The sequence below is a fragment of the Candidatus Magnetaquiglobus sp. genome, assembly GCF_058402785.1.
The window spans coordinates 31,149-50,769 of sequence record NZ_JBZVFG010000007.1 but is presented as its reverse complement, the minus strand read 5'-3'; the positions used below and the strand labels follow the sequence as shown (position 1 = coordinate 50,769).

16 protein-coding genes are annotated in these 19,621 nt (G+C 64.0%); 8 read left to right on the top strand and 8 right to left on the bottom strand.

Annotated elements, in window-relative coordinates:
* Window positions 1-87 precede the first annotated feature (87 nt).
* The 4 genes from dksA to ACV4UY_RS04040 all read right to left on the bottom strand — a co-directional run bounded on the left by dksA (window position 88) and on the right by ACV4UY_RS04040 (window position 3,301).
* Window positions 88-534, bottom strand: coding sequence for an RNA polymerase-binding protein DksA (gene dksA, locus ACV4UY_RS04055; RefSeq protein ID WP_420906663.1), 447 nt, complete (start codon window positions 532-534; stop codon window positions 88-90).
* A 156-nt stretch (window positions 535-690) separates the two neighbouring features.
* Complete coding sequence (locus ACV4UY_RS04050) at window positions 691-2,103, bottom strand: FAD-binding oxidoreductase (RefSeq protein WP_491606369.1); 1,413 nt, start codon at window positions 2,101-2,103, stop codon at window positions 691-693.
* A complete protein-coding gene (locus tag ACV4UY_RS04045; protein WP_491606368.1) occupies window positions 2,078-2,836 on the bottom strand; it encodes a BON domain-containing protein in 759 nt (252 codons plus the stop codon). The genes ACV4UY_RS04050 and ACV4UY_RS04045 overlap by 26 nt, the downstream gene beginning before the upstream one ends.
* An 81-nt stretch (window positions 2,837-2,917) precedes the next feature.
* Entirely contained in the window at window positions 2,918-3,301 is a 384-nt protein-coding gene (locus ACV4UY_RS04040) for a YraN family protein (protein WP_491606367.1), read from the bottom strand.
* 207 nt (window positions 3,302-3,508) lie between these two features.
* Between ACV4UY_RS04040 and ACV4UY_RS04035 the strand changes: the two genes are divergently transcribed.
* Together ACV4UY_RS04035 and ACV4UY_RS04030 are read left to right on the top strand one after the other, a co-directional pair.
* Window positions 3,509-4,528 (top strand): ABC transporter substrate-binding protein, encoded by a 1,020-nt coding sequence (locus tag ACV4UY_RS04035; protein ID WP_491606366.1) that lies wholly within the window; start codon window positions 3,509-3,511, stop codon window positions 4,526-4,528.
* Window positions 4,525-7,179 carry a response regulator gene (locus tag ACV4UY_RS04030; RefSeq protein WP_491606365.1) on the top strand — a complete coding sequence of 885 codons (2,655 nt, stop codon included), beginning with the start codon at window positions 4,525-4,527 and terminating at the stop codon, window positions 7,177-7,179. The genes ACV4UY_RS04035 and ACV4UY_RS04030 overlap by 4 nt, the downstream gene beginning before the upstream one ends.
* A gap of 315 nt (window positions 7,180-7,494) precedes the next feature.
* On the opposite strand, the gene rsmI is transcribed toward ACV4UY_RS04030, so the two are convergent.
* Window positions 7,495-8,349, bottom strand: coding sequence for a 16S rRNA (cytidine(1402)-2'-O)-methyltransferase (gene rsmI, locus ACV4UY_RS04025; protein WP_491606364.1), 855 nt, complete (start codon window positions 8,347-8,349; stop codon window positions 7,495-7,497).
* An 88-nt stretch (window positions 8,350-8,437) separates the two neighbouring features.
* Between rsmI and ACV4UY_RS04020 the strand changes: the two genes are divergently transcribed.
* Entirely contained in the window at window positions 8,438-10,108 is a 1,671-nt protein-coding gene (locus ACV4UY_RS04020) for a penicillin-binding protein activator (RefSeq protein WP_491606363.1), read from the top strand.
* A 5-nt stretch (window positions 10,109-10,113) separates the two neighbouring features.
* Window positions 10,114-10,482 (top strand): hypothetical protein, encoded by a 369-nt coding sequence (locus ACV4UY_RS04015; RefSeq protein ID WP_491606362.1) that lies wholly within the window; start codon window positions 10,114-10,116, stop codon window positions 10,480-10,482.
* 295 nt (window positions 10,483-10,777) lie between these two features.
* On the opposite strand, the gene ACV4UY_RS04010 is transcribed toward ACV4UY_RS04015, so the two are convergent.
* On the bottom strand, window positions 10,778-10,945 hold the full coding sequence (locus ACV4UY_RS04010) for a hypothetical protein (RefSeq protein ID WP_491606361.1): 168 nt from the start codon (window positions 10,943-10,945) through the stop codon (window positions 10,778-10,780).
* Between the two features lie 184 nt (window positions 10,946-11,129).
* Between ACV4UY_RS04010 and ACV4UY_RS04005 the strand changes: the two genes are divergently transcribed.
* From ACV4UY_RS04005 to ACV4UY_RS03990, 4 genes are read left to right on the top strand one after another with little or no spacing between them, the layout of a single operon-like run.
* Window positions 11,130-12,440, top strand: a complete 1,311-nt coding sequence (locus ACV4UY_RS04005) for a (Fe-S)-binding protein (protein ID WP_491606360.1) — start codon at window positions 11,130-11,132, stop codon at window positions 12,438-12,440.
* Window positions 12,437-13,450: a Tim44 domain-containing protein gene (locus ACV4UY_RS04000; RefSeq protein ID WP_491606359.1), complete on the top strand. Its 1,014-nt coding sequence runs from the start codon at window positions 12,437-12,439 to the stop codon at window positions 13,448-13,450. The genes ACV4UY_RS04005 and ACV4UY_RS04000 overlap by 4 nt, the downstream gene beginning before the upstream one ends.
* A gap of 32 nt (window positions 13,451-13,482) precedes the next feature.
* Window positions 13,483-14,739: a murein transglycosylase A gene (mltA, locus tag ACV4UY_RS03995; protein ID WP_491606358.1), complete on the top strand. Its 1,257-nt coding sequence runs from the start codon at window positions 13,483-13,485 to the stop codon at window positions 14,737-14,739.
* The gene (locus ACV4UY_RS03990) at window positions 14,736-16,478 is read left to right on the top strand and encodes a matrixin family metalloprotease (RefSeq protein ID WP_491606357.1); all 1,743 of its coding nucleotides are present in this window, start codon (window positions 14,736-14,738) and stop codon (window positions 16,476-16,478) included. Before mltA ends, ACV4UY_RS03990 begins: the two co-directional genes overlap by 4 nt.
* A 199-nt stretch (window positions 16,479-16,677) precedes the next feature.
* On the opposite strand, the gene gatB is transcribed toward ACV4UY_RS03990, so the two are convergent.
* Both gatB and gatA read right to left on the bottom strand, forming a co-directional pair.
* Window positions 16,678-18,126 (bottom strand): Asp-tRNA(Asn)/Glu-tRNA(Gln) amidotransferase subunit GatB, encoded by a 1,449-nt coding sequence (gene gatB / locus ACV4UY_RS03985; protein WP_491606356.1) that lies wholly within the window; start codon window positions 18,124-18,126, stop codon window positions 16,678-16,680.
* Entirely contained in the window at window positions 18,123-19,595 is a 1,473-nt protein-coding gene (gene gatA, locus ACV4UY_RS03980; protein WP_491606355.1) for an Asp-tRNA(Asn)/Glu-tRNA(Gln) amidotransferase subunit GatA, read from the bottom strand. The genes gatB and gatA overlap by 4 nt, the downstream gene beginning before the upstream one ends.
* Between the last annotated feature and the right edge of the window lie 26 nt (window positions 19,596-19,621).

Sequence of the window (19,621 nt, the reverse complement as noted above, 5' to 3'; positions counted from 1 at the left end):
AGCGGGAGCGATGCGCCGAGGAGGCGATCAGCGGGAGCGATGCGCCGAGGAGGCGATCAGCGGGAGCGATGCGCCGAGGAGGCGCGTTCAGCTCTCGAAATGGACTTCCTCGGTGACCCGGGAGACCTTCTCCTGACGTTCGGCGGTGGTCTTGCAGCTGATGCACAGATCGGTGACCGGACGGGCCTCCAGGCGACGCAACCCGATCTCCACGCCACACTCCTCGCAGTACCCGTATTCGTCCTCTTCGAGGGCTTCGATGGTGCGCTTGATCTTGGAGATGAGCTTGCGTTCGCGGTCGCGGGTACGCAGCTCGAAGTTGCGATCGGTCTCCAGGGAGGCGCGATCGGTCGGATCGGCGAAGATGGCCTTCTCCTCGGTCATGATGTTGACCGTTTTTTCCGCCTCTTCGAGGAGCTGCTGCTCCCATTCCAGCAACAACCTGCGGAAATAGGCCCGCTGATTGGGGCTCATGTACTCTTCGTCCTCGGTGGGACGATAGTCTTCTGGCAATTGGATGTCGGCGATTTTCATATTTCACGCTCCGAACCTGCATGATGGGGGGAGTACCCTCTCACCCCCCGACCGAGGACCCTCCCTGCCGAGAGTTCCACGGCAAAAGATAATGACATCGCCTAGAATATCGTTTCATGAGGAGAGAAGTCAATCCATTTCGGGCCCGATTGCCGGTCATTGTCCATCGATCGGAAAGATCTTGCCAGGATTGAGGATCCCTTTCGGGTCGAAGAGCCGTTTGATGGCCCGTTGCATGCGCAGGGATTCGGGATCGAGTTCCCGATCGATGAAATCCCGTTTCATGATGCCGACCCCGTGTTCGCCGGAAAGGGTGCCGCGCAGGGCCAGCACCAGGTCGAACACCCGTTCCAGGGCCTGATGGACGCGGGGGCCCTGGGTCGGATCCGCCGGGTCGGTGAGGAGATTGACATGGATGTTGCCGTTGCCGGCATGGCCGAAACCGACGATCGGCACACCGCTCTCCCGGGAGATGGACGCGAGTCCGGCCACCAGGTCGGCCAGTCGGGTCACGGGCACCACCACATCCTCGTTGACGCGCTTGGGGGCGATGCGGGTCAGGGTGGGCGAGAGGGCATGTCGGGCGGCCCAGATCCGTTTGGACTCCGCCTCGTCACGGGCGACGGTCACCTCGACCGGCGCGAACGCCTCCAGCCGCTCACGCATGGCGCGCGCGCGTTCTTCGATTTCCGCGCGGGCACCCTCGACCTCGATGAGGAGCAGGGCGCGACCCAGGGGATGACACACCTCGGGCAGCGTTCCCCGCACCAGTTCCAGGGCCGCCGGATCGAGAAATTCGAGTGCCGACGGGGGCTCGCCTCGTGCCATGATCCCGGCCACCGCCCGCGCGGCTCCGTCCATGTCGGCGAAGGCGGCGCGCAACGTCCGCCGCGCCTCGGGGAGCGGAGCCAGTTTCAGGGTCGCCTCGACCAGCACGGCCAAGGTTCCCTCGGAACCGATCAGCAGTTGGGTCAGATCATACCCCACCACCCCCTTGGTGGTGTATCCGCCCACACGCATGGTCCGTCCGTCGGCCAGGATCACGGTCATGCCGAGCACCCAGTGTCGGGTCACGCCGTGACGCACGGCGTTGGGCCCCGCGGAACACATGGCCAGGTTGCCGCCGATGGTGCAGGAGCGTGCCGAGGAGGGATCCGGGGGCCAGCAGAGCCCCTGTTCGGCCAGACGACGCCCCAATTCGGCATTGACCACTCCCGGCTCCACCACCGCGAACCGATCCCCCGGCTCGATGGCCAGGATGCGATTCATCCGCTGGGTGGAGAGCACCAATCCCCCCTCGATCGCCAGGGCGCCCCCCACGCAACCGGTGCCGGCTCCACGCGGGATCACCGGAATTCCGGCTTCGTGACAGATCTTGAGCGTGCCGGCCACCTCTTCCCGACTCTTCGGCAGGGCCACGGCCCAGGGGAGAGCGCGCCGTCCGCTGTTGTCGCGGGCATACGCCTCCCGTTGCGCGCCGCCGGTCAGAAGACCGGTCTCCCCCAGCACCCGCCGCAATGCCGCGAGGCTGTTGGCGGACAACTCAGAACCTGGAGTCAACGGTTCCATCCGACCTCTTCGAGGCTCCAGCCGGGCCCGCATCCGTCGCGCCGCCCGGTCGGGTCACCTCCGGCGCCTTGACACCCTCCCCCTCGCCACCCTGGCGCGTCGTCGCGCGACCGCTCTCCTTCCGGCCCGACTCGGAGCGGTGCAGCTGTTGAGCCTTGGGATCGATCTCGATGTAGGAGACCACTTCTTTCACCCCGCCCACCTGACGGGCCACCTCGACGGCACGGTTGCGCTCGGACACCGACTGCGCGGTACCGGTCAGGTAGACCACCGCCTTGGTGGTCTCGACGTGAATATCCAGGCCGCGCACCTGCTCGTCGGCCAGCAGACGGATCTTCACCTCGTTGGTGTACCAGGCGTCCTTGGTCAGTTCGCCGAAGGTGGCATGCTGCACCTTGAGTTCGGAGTGCACCTTGACCACGCCGCGGGTTGCCTTGGCGATGGAGATGGCGCTGTCGATCTCGGCCTGGGAGGCGGCGGTTCCGGTCAACAGCACCGCGCCCTGGTAGACGCTGACGTTGATGTTGGCGGCGCTCACCTTGTCGCTGCGCATGTAGTAGCTGCGCAGCTTCATGGCCAGCATGTTGTCCTCGATGGCGCCCTCGGGACTGCGACGCTCACCCATGAAACCGGACGTCGCCGCGCCGCTGTTGGAATCCATCGGCACGCAGGCCGCCATCCCCAGCATGGCCACCAGGGGCAGAAGGCCCCGATACAGAATCGAACGGCTCATCGATTTATTCTCCAGAAAGAAACGTCAATGAAAAGGAGGATATGAACGCCAAAACACCTCGTCCGTTCTAACATGCATAAATCATTCCCATCCAGGTCTGAACGCATCGGCGATCACCTCGGCGCGCCAGCGCCACCCCTCGCGACGAATCAACACCGCGTCGAAACGACAGTCGCACCCGGCCAACTCCGGATGATCGCGCAGATACGCCTCGGCCAGACGGACGATCCGCTCCTGCTTGACCCGATCGATCGCATCCGCCGGATCCGTGCCGGTGGCCACATGCCGCGCCTTGATCTCGCAAAAAATCACCATCCCGTCCCGCCAGGCGACCAGATCGATCTCCCCGCCCCGCGCGCGCCAGTTGCGCTCGATGATCCGGTAGCCCGAACGCGTCAGACAGCGCGTCGCCACCCCCTCGGCCCAGATGCCAAACCGCTTGCGATCCATTCCGACTCCCGACATGACCACCCCCCATGGAACCCGCCGCCCGACACGACACATGACGGCCAAACCATCATGGCACAGGATGGCCGCCCAATTCCAGACGAATGAACCCCCTTCAACAATGCACAAAAATTATACAGCATAAATTTGTCTTGACTGGAGACGGTTGTTAGGCTCAAGTATGAAGGTGAAGACTCATCCATCGCTTGGCTCCAGGGGGAAAACATGCGCATCGTGACAATCCTGATGGGAATCCTGTTGGGAATGACGGATTGCGTCTCCCTCGCGGATGCCCGGGAATGGCCCAAACTGCTCATCAGCGCGCCTGGCCCGCGCAACCTCTCCTACCTGCCCATCGATCTGATTCCGGTGATCGGCGCCGACCGCGAGGAGGGTGTCGATCTGGAGATCGTCTCCGTGGGCGGTGGCGGCGTGGCCCTCCAGAACCTGACCCAACGCAATGTCGATTTCGCCGTGGCCGGCGTGCCGGCGGCCCTGTCGCTGCGGGCCAACGGCGGTGACGTGGTGGTGGTGGCCCCGGTGGATGACGCGCCGCTCTTCGTGCTCATGGTCCGTTCCGGTCTGGCCGGACAGGTGAAACGGATCGCGGATCTCAAGGGCAAGGTGATCGGGGTCAACACCAGCACCAAAACCAGCAAAACCACCTCGCAACAACTCATGGAACTCCTGCTGCGCTCCGACGGCGTGCCGCTGGACGCGGTGCGCATCGTGCCGGCGGGTCAGAGCTGGGTGGAACAATCCTCGCTGCTCAAATCCGCCACCGCCGACGCGGTGATGGGCGACGAACCGTTCGCCTCGCGTCTGCTGGCCGATGGCAAGGTGTTCTTTCTGGCCAATCTGGCCGAACCGGCCACCCTCGGATCCCTCAAGGAGGCCAATTTCCTGCATGCCGCGCTCGAAACCCGCTCCGAGGTGATCGCCCAGGATCCGGAAAAGGTGGCCCAAATGGTGCGCATGCTCAAAAAGAGCCTCGCCTGGATCACCACCCACCCCGCCGCCGAGATCGTGGAAAAACTCAAGATCGAAGACGAGGCAGAGCGACACGCGCTGCGACGGGCCTTGGAGAGATATCCGCGCGCCTTCAAGGGGGATGGTCGCTTTTCGACCGAACAACTGCGCAACACGGAGGCCTTCTTTCACAAGTCCATGCCCAACGATCCCAAGTCGCTCTCCCAGACCATCGAATCGATGGTCGATGACCGCTGGGCGGGCAGAGCCCCGTGAATCACGCCATCGGCAGGCAGGCGGCCCTCCGACTCATCATCAGTCTCGGACTGCTGGTGGGACTGATCGCCCTGACCACGGTATTCATCTATCAACACGCCCTGGCCAAGGCCGCCGAGGAGCGCGCGAACGATCAGGAACGCTTCTACCGCGCCCGCCTGGCCCAGGTGGAACGGGAGTGGGAGCTGCATACCCAGGATTTCAGGACCCGCCTGGAGTTGACCCGCCTCCTGGAGCGGGATGAAACCCCCTCCGGCGAGACGCTCGACCTGCTCAACGCCTTCATCACCGTCCAGAGCGCGGAGCGGCGCTTTCACTATCTGGTGATCGTGAATCGTCACGACCGCATCCTGTTCGATTTCGGCAGCATGGCGCCACGCGGCAATCCGCTTCCCGAAGGGGAGGAGAGCGGATACTTCAGGGACCAGGAACTGGACATGCTGTTCCGAGTGCTACAGGCACCGATCTGGCTCGGTGAACGCCAGAAAACCGGTCGGCTGGCACTCTTTTTCCGTCTGGACAACGCCCTTCTTTATCGGATCGGCGCGCCGGGCCTGACCCTGGGCTTGACCCATCACGATCGCGCCGTGGCCAGCTCGGAAGGCAACCACGATCTGGAACGGCTCAACCAGGGCGAACGGACATCCGAGTCCCGGCAGCGTCGTCTGCCCTGGTCCGGGACAAAAGGGGATCCGGTGCATCTGGTGATCGAAGCGCCGGTCAAACCCCTTTTCTCCAACCTCGAACTCTCCCTGGGGATGAGCCTGATCCCGGTGATCGATGGTCTGATCCTCTGGTTCACCCTCGGCTTCTGGCTGCTGCGTCAGACCGGACGGATCACCCTGCTCGAACGGGCGGTGGGCCTGTTCACCGAAAAGCGCCGTCTGACCTCCGAATTGACGCACCAGCTGAACAAGGCCGAAACCGGCCACGACGACGAGATCACCGCCGTGGCCGGGGCGATTCGCAACATGGCCACCGCCATCTCCAACCGCGAACAGGCCCTGATGGATGCCGCCAGGGAGCTGGAACAGGCCCGACGAAGCGCCGAGGCGGCCAATCTGGCCAAAAGCGAATTCCTGGCCACCATGAGCCATGAGATCCGCACCCCGATGAATGCCATCATCGGCATGGCGGACCTGCTGTCCGAAACCAGACTCGATCCCGAGCAGCGCTCGTTCGTCAAGGTGTTCCAGCAGGCGAGCAACACTCTGCTCGAACTGATCAACGACATCCTGGATCTCTCCAAGGTGGAGGCCGGTCAGTTCAATCTGGACCGGATCCCCTTCGATCTGCCGGATCTGGTCGAAGGGGTGATGCTGATTTTCGATACCCGTGCCCGTGAAAAAGGGATCCAACTGGAATGGGTGATCGCGCCGGACGTGCCGGAACATCTGCTGGGCGATCCCAAACGGTTGCGGCAAATTCTGGTGAATCTCATCGGCAACGCGATCAAGTTCACGCCGACAGGCCGGATCCTGGTGGTGGTGACCACCCTGGGCGGGCAGACCGAACGGGTCTGTCTGCACTTTTCGGTGGCCGACACCGGCATCGGCATCGACCAGGAAAAACTCACCCAGGTTTTCGAACCCTTCACCCAGGCCGACTCCTCGGTGACGCGCCGTTTCGGCGGCACCGGCCTGGGGTTGACCATCAGCAACCGCCTGGTGCGCCTGATGGAGGGGACGATGCACGTCACCAGCAAGCTCCACGAAGGGAGCACCTTCAGTTTCACGGTGCTCCTGGAACGCCACGCCCTGCCGATGATTCAACCTCCCGGCGGCGAACCCGCGCCGTTGACCGGCACGCGCATTCTGCTCATGGATGACAACCGCGCCAACATCCGCATCTACCGGGAGATTCTCGAGCATGCCGGCTGCGAGGTGGATGTCACCGCCCAGGTGGAAGAGGTCGCGGAACGGATCATCGGACGCGGCGGGGGGCCCAGACCGTATCAACTGCTGCTGCTCGACTATCATCTGCCCGAGGCCAACGGTCTGCAACTGATCGAACAGTTGCGCGCCCGCGAGGAGACCGCCGGGATCCCCATCGTGCTGCTCACCTCCGACGATCGTGCCCACGTCTGTCGTCAGTCCCAGCGGCACGGCGTGCATCTGCTGGTCAAGCCGGTGCCGCGCAAAGGGTTGCTCGCCGCCTTGCAGGCGGTGATGGAACCGTTCCGGTCCCCCGCCGACGCCACCCCCCAAACCACCCCGATTCCCGCGCTCGAAACCACCCCGGACTCGACCTCTGGAACGCTCCCGGACCACCCCGCGCCGCCGGAGAGGGGCTGGTCGATTCTGCTGGCCGAGGATGCCGCGGACAACGTGATGCTCATCGAGGCCTTTCTGCAAGCGACCCCGCATCGGCTGACCGTGGTGGACAACGGGGATGAGGCGGTGCGCCGGGTTCGGGAGGAGCGCTTCGACGTGATTCTCATGGACATGCGCATGCCGCTTCTGGACGGCTACGAGGCGACCCGGCGGATACGCGCCTGGGAACGGGAGAGTCCCGGCACACCGCACCATCGGATCATCGCCATGACCGCCCATGCCCTGGCCGACGACGAAGCCCGCTGTCTGGAGGCGGGTTGCGACGCCTATCTGGCCAAACCGCTGCGCAAATCGATGGTGTTGGACGCACTGAGGTAACCCGCACGTCGCACCTGTCCGTGGACCTCGGTTGCCAAACCGCACCCATTCTTTGGACGCGTCGCTTCCCGCAAGGCCGCTGTGCAAAATACGAGCGTCGTTTCCAAAAAACGGAAACGACGCTCGCGCAGGCGGCGCGCAGCGCCTTTTTCGCAAAAGACGCGAAAAAGGCTTCTTTGTAAAGAGCGCGCCAAAATCAAAAGATAAAGTCAAAGTCAAAACATAAAAAGATAAAACATAAAAATAAAAAGCCAAAAAATCAAAACCCTGAGAGAGGAATCTCTCAGACTCTCTCTTTTTTTTTCAACGACAGGACTACGGAGACTTCTCCCCACGTCTGAGCAGCGCCAGGGCATAAAGCTCCGAGGCAGGACGACCGGAACGGGCCGCGACCCCGCGGGCCGCCTCCTTGACTCCCAATCCCCGACCCAACGCCTCGTCCAACCACCGGCCAATCTCCTCGTCACCCGGAGGCGAGAAAACCGCCCCCTCGAGCAACACCACGATCTCGCCGCGCGGCGGCTCGGCCTGGAACCAGGCCGCCAGCTCGGCAACGGCGCCGCGATGGTAGGTCTCGTGAATCTTGGTCAATTCCCGGGCCACAATCGCCCCCCGCTCCCCCGCGCCCAGGGCCGTCAGTTCCGCCAGGGTGGCGGCCAACCGTTGCGGGGACTCGAAAAAGCTCACCGTGCGCGTTTCGCGCAACAACGACTCCAACCGCGCGCGCCGCTCCGCCCCCTTGCGCGGCAAAAACCCCTCGAACACGAACCGCTCCCCCGGCAGACCGCTCCCCGAGATCGCCGTGGTCAGCGCCGAGGCGCCCGGCAGGGCCTCGACCGGCACCATCTCCCGCACCGCCCGCACCAGCGCGCCGCCCGGATCGCTGATCCCCGGCGTGCCGGCATCGGATACCAGGGCCAGACGCGCCCCACCGATCAGGGCCGCGCGAATCCCCGGAATCAACCTCTCGGCGTTGTGGTCGTCGAAGTGGCTGACCGGGGTGCGAATGGCGTGATGATCCAACAGGATGCGGGTGCGCCGGGTATCCTCGGCGAGAATCCGTTCCACCTCGCCCAGCAGGCGCAGCGCGCGCAGGGTGATATCTTCCAGGTTGCCGATCGGCGTGGGGACGATGTACAATCGACCCGTGGATGACGCTTGCTCTTTCATGGATCACGACCCCGAAATGACCGTTCCGCCGCCTGTTTCAACCCGTTCCGTCACGCGCCTCCGACCGCTCTTCACGCGATGGATGCTCGTGATCCCGATTCTTCTCGCCTGCGCCGCGCTTCCGCATGCCACCGCCGGGGAGTCCCCCTGGGAGCGGATGATCGAAGAGAGTCTGAGCGCCTCGGAACCGGAACGCGGCAAACCGGCCCCGATCGTCAAGTCCCTGCCCGCTCCGAGCAGTCCGGAGCAGTTGCGCGAGCTGTTGCTGGCCCTTGAGCCTCGCGATCGTCACGAGTTGGAGTCCCTGCTCGCCCGACACGGCGGCGCCCTCGCGCCGTTCGTGCGACTGATCCTCGGGGATCGTCTGGCCGCCGACGGCGACGAGAAAGAGGCCCAGGCCAACTGGCAGAAGGCCGCCCTCGTGCCTTTGCTCAAGGAAGAGGCCCAGCGGCGTCTGGCCAACGACGGACGCGCCACCCCGGATGGGATCGTCGCCGGGTTGATGGTGCCGATGAGCGGTCCTTCGGCGGCGATGGGCAACACCCTGGTGATGGCAGCCCGCAAGGCCATGGCCGATCACCGGGATGTCAGTCTGCAACTCGAGGTGGCCGACAGCGGCGGCCATGCCGCCGGCGCCAAGGCGGCGGTGGAGTCGTTGGTCAAGCGCGGCGCCCAGGTGATTCTCGGACCGGTTTTCCACCCCGAGGCCATGGCCGCCGCCAAGGCCGCCAAGGCCGCCAACGTGCCGATCATCCCCTTCAATCCCCGCGCCGAGATCCTTTCGGTGGGCGGCGCGGTTCAGCTCAACGCCTTTCATCCCGATGCCCAGGCCCGTGTCATGGCACGGTACGCCATTTCGGAGGCCAAGGTCAAACGAATCGCCATTCTGGCTGCGGATTCGGAGTACGGTCAACTTCAGGCCCAGACCTTTGCCAACGAGGTGGTCGCCCTGGGGGGCATCATCACCCATTCGGTGCTCTTTCCGGACAACGAGACCGATTTTTCCAATGCACTGAAGATGCTGGTCAGTCAGGAACCCGACGCGCTCAAGAGTCGTCTGGCCGCGGCCCGTTCCGCCATGTCGCTCGACCCTCTCGACCGTCCCCCGCCGCGCACCGAAAAGGAGCTGGAGCCGGTACGTGCCTTCGAAGCATTGTTCCTGCCCACCTCGGCCAGGCAGGCCCGGCTGATCGCGCCGCAGGCGGCGTTGTTCAACATTCGCGCGCCGGAGACCCTGTTTCTCGGCACCTCGCTCTGGAACCGTCCGGAGTTGTTGGAGGAGGCCGACTCCTTGAGTCGCGCGGTCTTTTGCGACATCGACATGGATGCCCGCGAGCAGTTCACCACCCTGCACAAAAAGCTTCTCGGCACGGCCCCGGTGCCGGCTCTTTCCATGCTCACATATGACGCGGTGGCCATTCTGGCGCAACTGGCGCGCGATCAGCGTCTCGGCGGTTTGGAGTGGCAGCAGGGTTTGACCCGCGAGAGCGGTTTTCACGGCAGTGCCGGCACGGTTCATTTCCATGCCGACGGTATAAGCGAGCGATATTATCACGTCTACCGCGTTGAAGAGAAGAAGATCGTCCCCCTTGCCACCCCTCCGCAGACCGGCGCGCCGGATCCGAACCGTTCCCCCCTGGCCCCGCGCGGCGAGTTTCTCCCTGCCGCCGAGGAGGTTGTCATTCGCGATCATGAGTCCGACTCCCCGGTTTCCGCTGGGGATTCCGTCAACGTTCCATTGCCTTCGACCAAGGAGTGACCGACATGTCCGCCATTCCCCCCGTCTCATCCGAGCACACCTGGTCCATGCGCAAGCCCTTGAGTTCGGTGTTGCATGGTCAGAAGCAGAAGGCCGATCCGCGTCATTCGGTATTGAACGAGGCCAAGCGTTCCGAGCAGGCGAGCCGTCTGGAGGAGAAGCATGCCCGGATACGCACGCCGCGCGAGTCTGCCAATGTGGCCAAGGCCGGACCGTTTGCCCAGGAGGTTTCGAGCAATCCGCGGGAGACGGCCAATGCGTTGCGGGTGTCGCCGGAGGCGATCAACGACCTGCGCGAGGTGAGGCGTGAGGCAGAGAGGCCCGCAGAGGAGCCGACCCCGGCGCGTGAGCGACGGGTGGATGTGTATGTCTGAGAAGGGATGAGGATAGATAAATCAGGTAAGGCAAGAGTCTTGTAACCGTTACGGGGGACGGGGGGCCGAAGGTCCCCGGCGGGGGCGGGGCAGCGCCCCGCGACTTTTCCTTTGACTCTTCATCTTTGATCCTTCGACTCTTCCTTTAATCCTTCGACTCTTCCTTTATTCTTTGATTTTAGCGCGCTCTACAAAAAAGCGTTTTTTCGCGTCTTTTGCGAAAAAAACGCTGCGCGCCGCCTTGGCTGCGGGAACGTTTCGCGCTTTTGGCGAAACGTTCCCGCGAACATGGCCATCAAACTGGCCGTCTCCGGCGGCTCGTATCCGACAGGGCGCCGGGCGACTCGTATCCGACACGATGCCAGCGGCTCGTATCCGACAGGGCGCCGGGCGACTCGTATCCGACACGATGCCAGCGGCTCGTATCCGACAGGAGGCCGGAGTTGGCCTTGGGTTCTGCCATGCAATTCGCCCCCTTCGTTGCCCGTCAGGGCAACGAAGGGGGGACGGCGCGCACTTGCACGATTTTTCGCAAAAGACGCGAAGAATCGCTTATCGTGAAAAGCGCACAAAAAGAATAAAGTCATAAAAATCCAACACAAAGTCGTTGGGCGATAATCGCCCCCGGTCCCCCGTGAACGTGTGCCATGAAATCAACCACCGCAACCATCCCCACCGCCGCCCCCCGATCCCTCGACCCCCTCGCCAACGCCACCCTCTGCACCCAGTGCGGCTACTGCCTGCCGGTCTGCCCGACCTATTGGAGCGACAACGACGAAACCGAATCCCCCCGAGGCCGGATTTCGCTGTTGCTGGCCCTGCGCGACGGCACCCTCGGCATGGACGAAGCCGCCGCTCCCCTCTCCCACTGCCTGCTCTGCCGCGCCTGCCAGACCGCCTGCCCGGCCAAGGTCAAACCCGCCAAACTGATCGGACACCTGCGCGCCAAACACCCGGTGCCAACCTCCCTCACGGGCCGCTGGTTCCACCGCATCACCGATCACCCGCGCCACACCCGCCTGCTGGCCAAACTGATCGGCTGGTACCAATCCTCGGGTCTGCAACGCCTGGTGCGCGCCTCGCGTCTGCTGCATGGGATCCCACCGTTGCGCCGACTGGAGAACCTGCTCCCCGAACCCACCCCCACCCCCCCACCCGCCTGGCCCCCCGCCGCGCCCGAAAAACCACGCGTGGCCCTGGTGCAAGGATGCATGAGCCGGCTGTTTTTTCCCAATGCCGGTCCAGCCACGGCCAATCTTCTCCACCTGGCCGACTGCAATGTGGTTCCCCTCGAGAATGTCGGCTGCTGCGGCGCGCCCCACCGGGAATCCGGGAACCGGCAAGCGTTCTTGCGCCAGGCCAGAGCCACCTTGAAGGCCCTGGCCACCCTCGAACCCCTCGAAGCGATCGTCAGCGACAGCGCCATCTGCCTGGTCACCCTCAAAGGCTATGCCCGCTCCCTGGGACACGATCCGGAACTCGGCGAAATCGCCAAACGGGTCGCGGAAAAAAGCATCGACCTGGCCAACTTTCTGGCCCCGCGCCTGAAAGCACGCGGGATTCTCTTCGATGCCGCGAAGACGCGGACATTCGCCTACCATGACCATTGCCAAAGTCGTCATGGCATGGGTATACTGACGCAACCCAGAGTATTGCTTGAAATGCTGCCCGGGACACGCCGCGAACTGACGCCGGAAGGCACCCCGGCACTCTGCTGCGGGGCCGGTGGCGAATACCTGTTGCGCGAGCCGGAACGGTCCGATCGGATCCGCGCCGCCAAACTCCAGGCCATCGCCAGCGTCGGGGTCGATGTGGTGGCGGCCAGCAATCCGGGCTGCATCCTGCACCTGGGGGCCGGCTTGCGGGAGATCGATGCCCCGGTCCAGGTTCGTCACCTGGCCGAGCTTCTCTGGGAAGCCCATCCAAAACCAACCGAGACCGAAAGAGAGAGACCATGAAAGACCGTCACCCCCTGATCTTGATCCTGCTCATGCTGATCGGACTGGCCGTGGCCATGCCTCCCATCGATGCCGAGGCCGCCCGTTTCGGCGGCGGCAGCTCCTCCGGGTCGCGCGGATCGAAAAGCTTCTCCACCCCGCGCGAGGCCACCACGCGTCCCGAATTCTCCCACACCACCCCCAGCCCGGCCATGGCCGCGCCCGCCTCGCGCCCCTCTGGATTCGGATCGGGCCTGATGGGCGGCATCGCCGGCTTCGCCCTCGGCGGCTTGATCGGCTCCATGCTTTTCGGCGGCGCGGGCGGCGGCATCGGTCTTCTGGAGATCCTCCTGATCGGCGGCATCATCTGGTTCGTGATGCGTCGCCTGGGCTCCGGCGGCGCGCCTCGCATGCCCCAACCGATGCCGATGCCGGTGCCCGATACCGTGCCGGCCCAAGGCCGTATTTCCCTGGAAAAACAGCCGCGTACCTCCCAGGAATTCCAGTTCCAAGGCAGCCAGCCCACCGGATCGTTCACCTTCGGTCAGCCCACCGACGAGGTGACCCAGGGGCTGACGCAGATCGCCAGCATGGATCCGAGCTTCAACGAGGCCCAGTTCCTGGGCGGTGCCAAAAGCGCCTTCCAAATGATTCAGGGTGCCTGGAGCGACTGGAGCGTTGACCGATTGCGTCCGCTGCTCACCGAGCGCATGTGGTCCCTGGTCGAACACCAGGCTCGCGACCGCCAGAACGCCGGACGCCGCGACATCATCGAAAAAATCCGCTTCCAGACCGCCGAAATCTCCGAGGCGTGGCAGGAGGCCGGCGAGGATTGGCTCACCGTCCACTTCGTGGTGGAGCTGGTGGAGTACGAAACCGATGTGGCGGGCAAGGTGCTCAACGGCGATCCCAACCGCCCGGTGCGGGTCGAAGAATACTGGACCTTCTGCCGCCCGGTGGGCAGCCGCAATCCCAACTGGTTCCTCTCCGCCATCCAACAACCCGGCGAAGTGGCCAGAAGCGTGCCGTGATCTGGCCTCGTGACATGTTCGGATCGTTGCGCATGGCACGGTACCTCCTGGCGATCCTTCTGGTCGGCTGGGTGGCCGCCTGTTCGGGGCCCGCACCGGAGAAGAAAATCACCGAGGAGAACAGCCTGACCCTGGTCCCCTGGAGTCAGATCGCCAAGACGATCCATCAGGACAGCGACCTGGCCTCGTGGGCCGACGCCCTCGAGGCCAGCGCCGGGTATTATGCCTCCATCCCCCCGGACACCATGGTCCGCTTCGGACCGCGCCAGTTCAGCGCCGAAACCATGGTCGAAGCGTGCAAGGATCTCGCCCGCTCGGCACGCTCCATGGAATCGACCGCCCTGTTGAAGCATCTCGAGACCAACTACCTGCTGCTGCGCTCCGTGGGCAGCGATCAGCAGGGCGACGTGCTGGTCACCGCCTACTTCGAACCGCTGCTGCGCGGCTCCCTCACCCAGACCAAAACATTCGCCCATCCGATCTACCGCCGCCCGCGCAACCTGGTCGAGGTGGATCTGTCCGAATGGTCGCCGGAGTTCAAGGACAAACGCATCATCGGACGCATCGACAAAGGACGCCTGCGCCCCTACTACGACCGGGCCCGCATCGATCAGGAGAAGGTGCTCAAGGGAGGCAATCTGGAGCTGGCCTGGGTGGACGACCCCATCGATCTGTTCTTTCTGCACATCCAGGGGTCGGGTCGCGTCCAACTCCCGGACGGCTCCACCTTGAGGGTCGGCTACGCCGCCACCAACGGCCAACCCTATCGCTCCATCGGCGCGCTGCTCATCGAGGAAAACCAGATCTCCAAGGAGAACATGAGCATGCCCGCCCTGCGCCAATGGTTGAAAGACAACCCCAAACAACGCGATCGGGTTCTGAACGCCAACCCATCCTATGTCTTCTTCCGCAAACTCGAAGGCGGCCCGTTCGGCAACATCGGCGTGCCGTTGACCGGCGAACGCTCCATGGCCACCGATGCCACCCTCTTTCCCAAGGGCGCGCCCGGCCTGCTCCACGTCACCCTGCCGGAAATCAACACCGATGGCTCGGTCTCCACCTGGCAACCCACCCTGCGCTTCACGGTCAACCAGGATACCGGTGGCGCCATCCGTGGCCCAGGCCGGGTCGATTACTTCATGGGCTTCGGCGAACGTGCGATGCAAATCGCCGGCATCATGAAACAACGCGCCTCCTCGCTCTATTTCATCGCCCCGCGTCCTCCAGACGAACCGCGTCCCGGTTTCTTCACCCGCATCCGCGAATTTTTCTCGTTTGGTCAACCATGAAGCACGCCGAATCCCATCGGCTCACCCGCCAGATAGTGTGGCTGCTCATCCTGCTGTTCGCGCCGCTCCCCGCCCTCGCCGAGAGCTACTACCAACCCTATCTGGGCATCAGCTCCGGCTTCGGGCGCTGGAACACCACCATCAACTGGGTCTACAACCCCACCAACGCGCCAACCCTCTTCCAGGACAGCGCCAAGGTGGTCGCCATGCTCCAGGAGACGATGGCCGAATGGGAAGGGGCGTGCGGGGTCAAATTCAACTACGCCGGCACCGATGCCACCATCCAGGATATCAGCACCGATCAGAAGGTGTCGGTCATCTGGGGCAACGCCAACGGCGCCGCCGCCTACGCCGGCCCCTCACGCAACAGCTGGACCTCCTCCAACGACAGCTCGGACCGGGCCCTGGGATATGATCCCTATACGGACGGCAGCGTGGTGATCTCCAACACCCTCGACTGGAGCCAGGATGGCAATCTCTCCACCGCCCAGGCGGAACGAAGCTTCAAACGGGTCATCCTGCACGAAATCGGCCATCTGATCGGCCTCGGCCACTCGGACAACCCGGTGTCGCTGATGTACGCCAACCCCTACAACGAAATCTCGCACCTGATGGCGGACGACAAGGCGGCAGCCCTGGCCCTGTACGGCCCGTCCGCGAACCCGACCACCGCGACGACCTATTCGCCACCCACGGCGACGGTCAACCTGTTCACGGGAAGCAAGCTGATCAAAAGCGCGGCATCCGGTGCGCAAAGCGACCTGACAACCGCCATCACCAACGCGACCGCAGACACGGATTATTTGTGGTTATATATTGATTATCAATGGTATACGGCCAAAACAGTCGAGATCATCGTGGTCGATCCCTACGGCTACACCATTCAGGAGAAAACCGGCAACCTCAAGTGCACCAACACGGGAGGGAGCGGGTACTCGTGTTCGGGCGCCTACCAGGGTATCGGCTATGCGGGCGCCCTCAAGAAGGTTCCGGGCACCTACAAGGTGTATGTGCTCGACAACAACCAGATGGCCGCCAGCCACACCTTCACGGTCTCTTCCGACCCTGCCTGGAACAAACCACCCAGCGCCACCCTCTCCTTCGACCAGACCTCCGGCCTCGCCCCCCTCACGGTCTCCGGCACGGTGCAGGCCACGGACCCGGAGAACAACGTCATCGCCGTCACCTGGCACATCCCCGGCGTGGGCGCCCGAACGGTCTCCAATTTTACCGGATCGGCCAGCCAGTCGATGACTTTCACCACGCCGGGACAGTACGTGATCCATGTGGCGCTCAACGACAACAGCTCGCGCTACACCGGCGTTTCTCTCGACTACGGTTCCACCAGCGACGCCGGCGAGGGTCCGCGTCTGGTGCTGCGTCAGGTGATCACCGTCACCGATCCGACCGTCACCACCTCGAAGCTGGATGTGGACCAGGATGGTAGCGTCTCCTCGTCGGATGGTCTGATGATCTTAAGGCGTCTCACCGGTGCCGACGTCATCGTCAACGATCTGGGCATCGCCGAGTCGCGCAACGACACCATCCGCGCCATCATCGACGCCCTGACCGCCGACAAAACCCTCGACGTGGATCAGAGCGGCACGGTCACCTCCTCGGATGGTCTGCTGATCCTGCGGCGCCTCACCGGTGGAGATGTCCTGATCAACGATCTGGGCATCGCCGAAGCGGGCAACGGCACCATCCGTGGCATCATCGATCAGTTGTCGGGAAAATAAGCAAACCGCAACAACGATCCAGAACCCCCCAAGTTGGCGGGCTCCAGGGGCCAATGGCCCCTGGAGCCTTGATCATGGAACCACGCATCCCGTGATGGGTGCAGTTTAAGATAAGAAATTTTTACGCCATGACCCTGGAACTCCCGAAGGGAGGTCCAGGGTAAAGGGAGGGGGATGAGGGGGGCTCCCCCCATCCGCTTCAGGCCAGCTTATCCTTCAACAACCCGTTCACCACCCCCGGATTGGCCTTGCCACGGGTCGCCTTCATCACCTCACCCACAAAAAATCCCAGCAACTGCGTCTTGCCCGCCCGATACTGCGCGATCTTCTCGCCGTGGGCCGCCAACACGCGATCCACCTCGGCCTCGATGGCCCCCTGATCCGACACCTGGACCAGACCACGCTCCTCGACGATCTTCTGGGGATCGCCCCCCTGCTCCCACAAATGGGCAAAAACGGTCTTGGCGATCTTGCCGTGGATCACCCCGGCGTGGATCATGTGAACCAACTTGCCAAGCGCCTCGGCCAACACCGGCGACTGACCGATCTCCATTCCCTCGCGATTGAGCCGACCCAGCAGCTCCACGGTCACCCAGTTGGCCACCGTCTTGGGATCCGCCGGACGGGCCACGGCCAACGCGGCCTCGAAGTAATCGGCCATCTCCCGGTCGGCGGTCAGCACCCCGGCATCGTAATCGTTCAAGCCGAACTCGGCCTGAAACCGGGCAAATTTTTCGTCCGGCAGCTCGGGCATGGTGGCGCGCACCGCCGCGATCCGCTCCGGGGTGATCACCACCACCGGCAGATCCGGCTCCGGGAAATAGCGGTAATCGTGGGCCTCCTCCTTGCCGCGCATGGTGCGGGTGTGGTTCTGATTGGCATCCCACAGGCGAGTCTCCTGCACCACCTTCTCGCCGGCCTCGATCAGGTCGATCTGTCGCTCGACCTCGTAATCGATGGCACGCATGACGTTGCGAATCGAATTGAGGTTCTTGATCTCCGCGCGCGTGCCGAGTTTGGGATCGCCGAAGCGACGCACCGACACATTGGCGTCGCAGCGAAACGATCCCTCCTCCATGTTGCCGTCGCACACTCCGAGATGACGCACCAAGGCGCGGAGTTTTTTCAGGAACACCCCGGTCTCGGCGGCGGAACGGAGATCCGGTTCGGTGACGATCTCCAGAAGCGGGGTGCCGGTGCGGTTGAGATCGACCCACGAGGCCCCCACGATCCCCTCGTGCAGGCTCTTGCCGGCATCGACCTCCATGTGGGCGCGGGTGATGCCGATGCGCTTGCGCGGGGCATCCTCAAGTTCGATCATCAGCGCGCCGTGTTCGACGATGGGCTGTTCGAACTGGGAGATCTGATAGCCCGCAGGCAGATCCGGATAGAAGTAGTTCTTGCGGGCGAACTCGTTTCGGGTGCGAATCGTGCCGTTGAGGGCCAGGCCGGTCATGATGGCCAGATCGAGCACGGCGGTGTTGAGTACCGGAAGCACACCCGGAAAGGCGGCGCAGACCGGGCAGATCTGGGTGTTCGGCGGCGCGCCGAAGCGGTTCGGACAGCCGCAGAAGATCTTGGAACGGGTGGCGAGCTGGGTGTGGATCTCCAGCCCGATCACGGTTTCATAGCGGTCCTGGATGGTCATGGCGTGTTTCCGGGGCGGGCGGCATGCCACTGAGTGGCCTGTTGATAGGCGTGTCCGGCGGTGAGGATGGCGGACTCATCCAGGGGTCGGGCAATGAGCTGGAAGCCGATCGGCAACCCCCTGGCATCGAAGCCGCACGGCAGGGAGGCACCCGGCAACCCGGCCAGATTGACGTTGATGGTAAAGATATCCGACAGATACATGCTGACCGGATCCTGATTCCTGGCGCCGAGTTCAAAAGCGGTCTCCGGTGCGGTCGGGGTGAGGATCACCGAGAGATCATGGTCGCGGAAGGCACGGGCGAAATCCTCGGCGATGAGGCGCCGCACCTGCTGGGCCTTGCGATAATAGGCGTCGTAGTAGCCCGAGGAGAGGACATAGGTGCCGAGCATGATGCGTCGCTTGACCTCGGCGCCGAACCCCTCGGCACGGGTGCGGGCGTAGAGATCCTTGAGATCCCTGGGCTGGTCGCAACGGTGACCGAAGCGGATACCGTCGTAGCGGGCCAGATTCGAGGAGGCCTCGGCAGGAGCGATGATGTAGTAGGTGGGGATGGCGTGGCTGGTATACGCCAGCGAGACCGGCACGATCTCCGCGCCCAGCCCGCGATAGACCTCGATGGCCGCCTCGATGGCGGCACGGGATTCGGGATGGAGTCCCTCGGCGAAGTACTCGCGCGGCAGACCGATGCGCAGGCCCCGGACCGGTTGATCGAGCGCGGCGCCATAATCGGGCACCGGAGCGTCGATGGAGGTGGAGTCCTTGGGATCGTGTCCGGCCATCTGTTGGAGCAGCAGGGCGGCATCGGCAATGTCGCGGGTCATGGGGCCGGCCTGATCGAGAGAGGAGGCGAAGGCGATCATGCCGAAACGCGACACCCGGCCATAGGTGGGTTTGAGGCCGGTGATGCCGGTCATGGCGGCGGGCTGTCGGATCGAACCGCCGGTATCGGTGCCCAGCGCGGCCACGCACAACCCTGCCGCCACGGCGGCGGCGGAGCCGCCCGAGGAGCCGCCGGGGGTGCGTTTGAGATCCCAGGGGTTGGCCACCGGACCGAAAAAGGAGGTTTCGTTGGAGGAGCCCATGGCGAACTCGTCCATGTTGGTCTTGCCGAGCACCACCGCCCCGGCGGCGCGCAGGCGCGTGGTGACGGTCGATTCGTAGGGGGGCAGGAAATTTTCGAGCATCCGCGAAGCGCAGGTGGTGCGCAACCCCTCGGTGCAGAAGATATCCTTGATGGCCAGCGGAATGCCGGTCAAGGGGGTAACCGGCTCGTGGCGCGCCCGTTTGGCATCGGCCTCCCCGGCGGCGGCCAGGGCCCCCTGGGCGTCCACGGTGACAAAGGCGTTCAAGGCCGGTTGATACCGCTCGATGCGCGCCAAGCAGGCGCGGGTCAGTTCCACGCTGGAGATCTCGCGCGCGGCCAGGGCTCGGGCCGCTTGCGCCAAGGTCGGGATGGTTGGTTCCACGTTCCGGGGTATCCTTGCTGGATGGT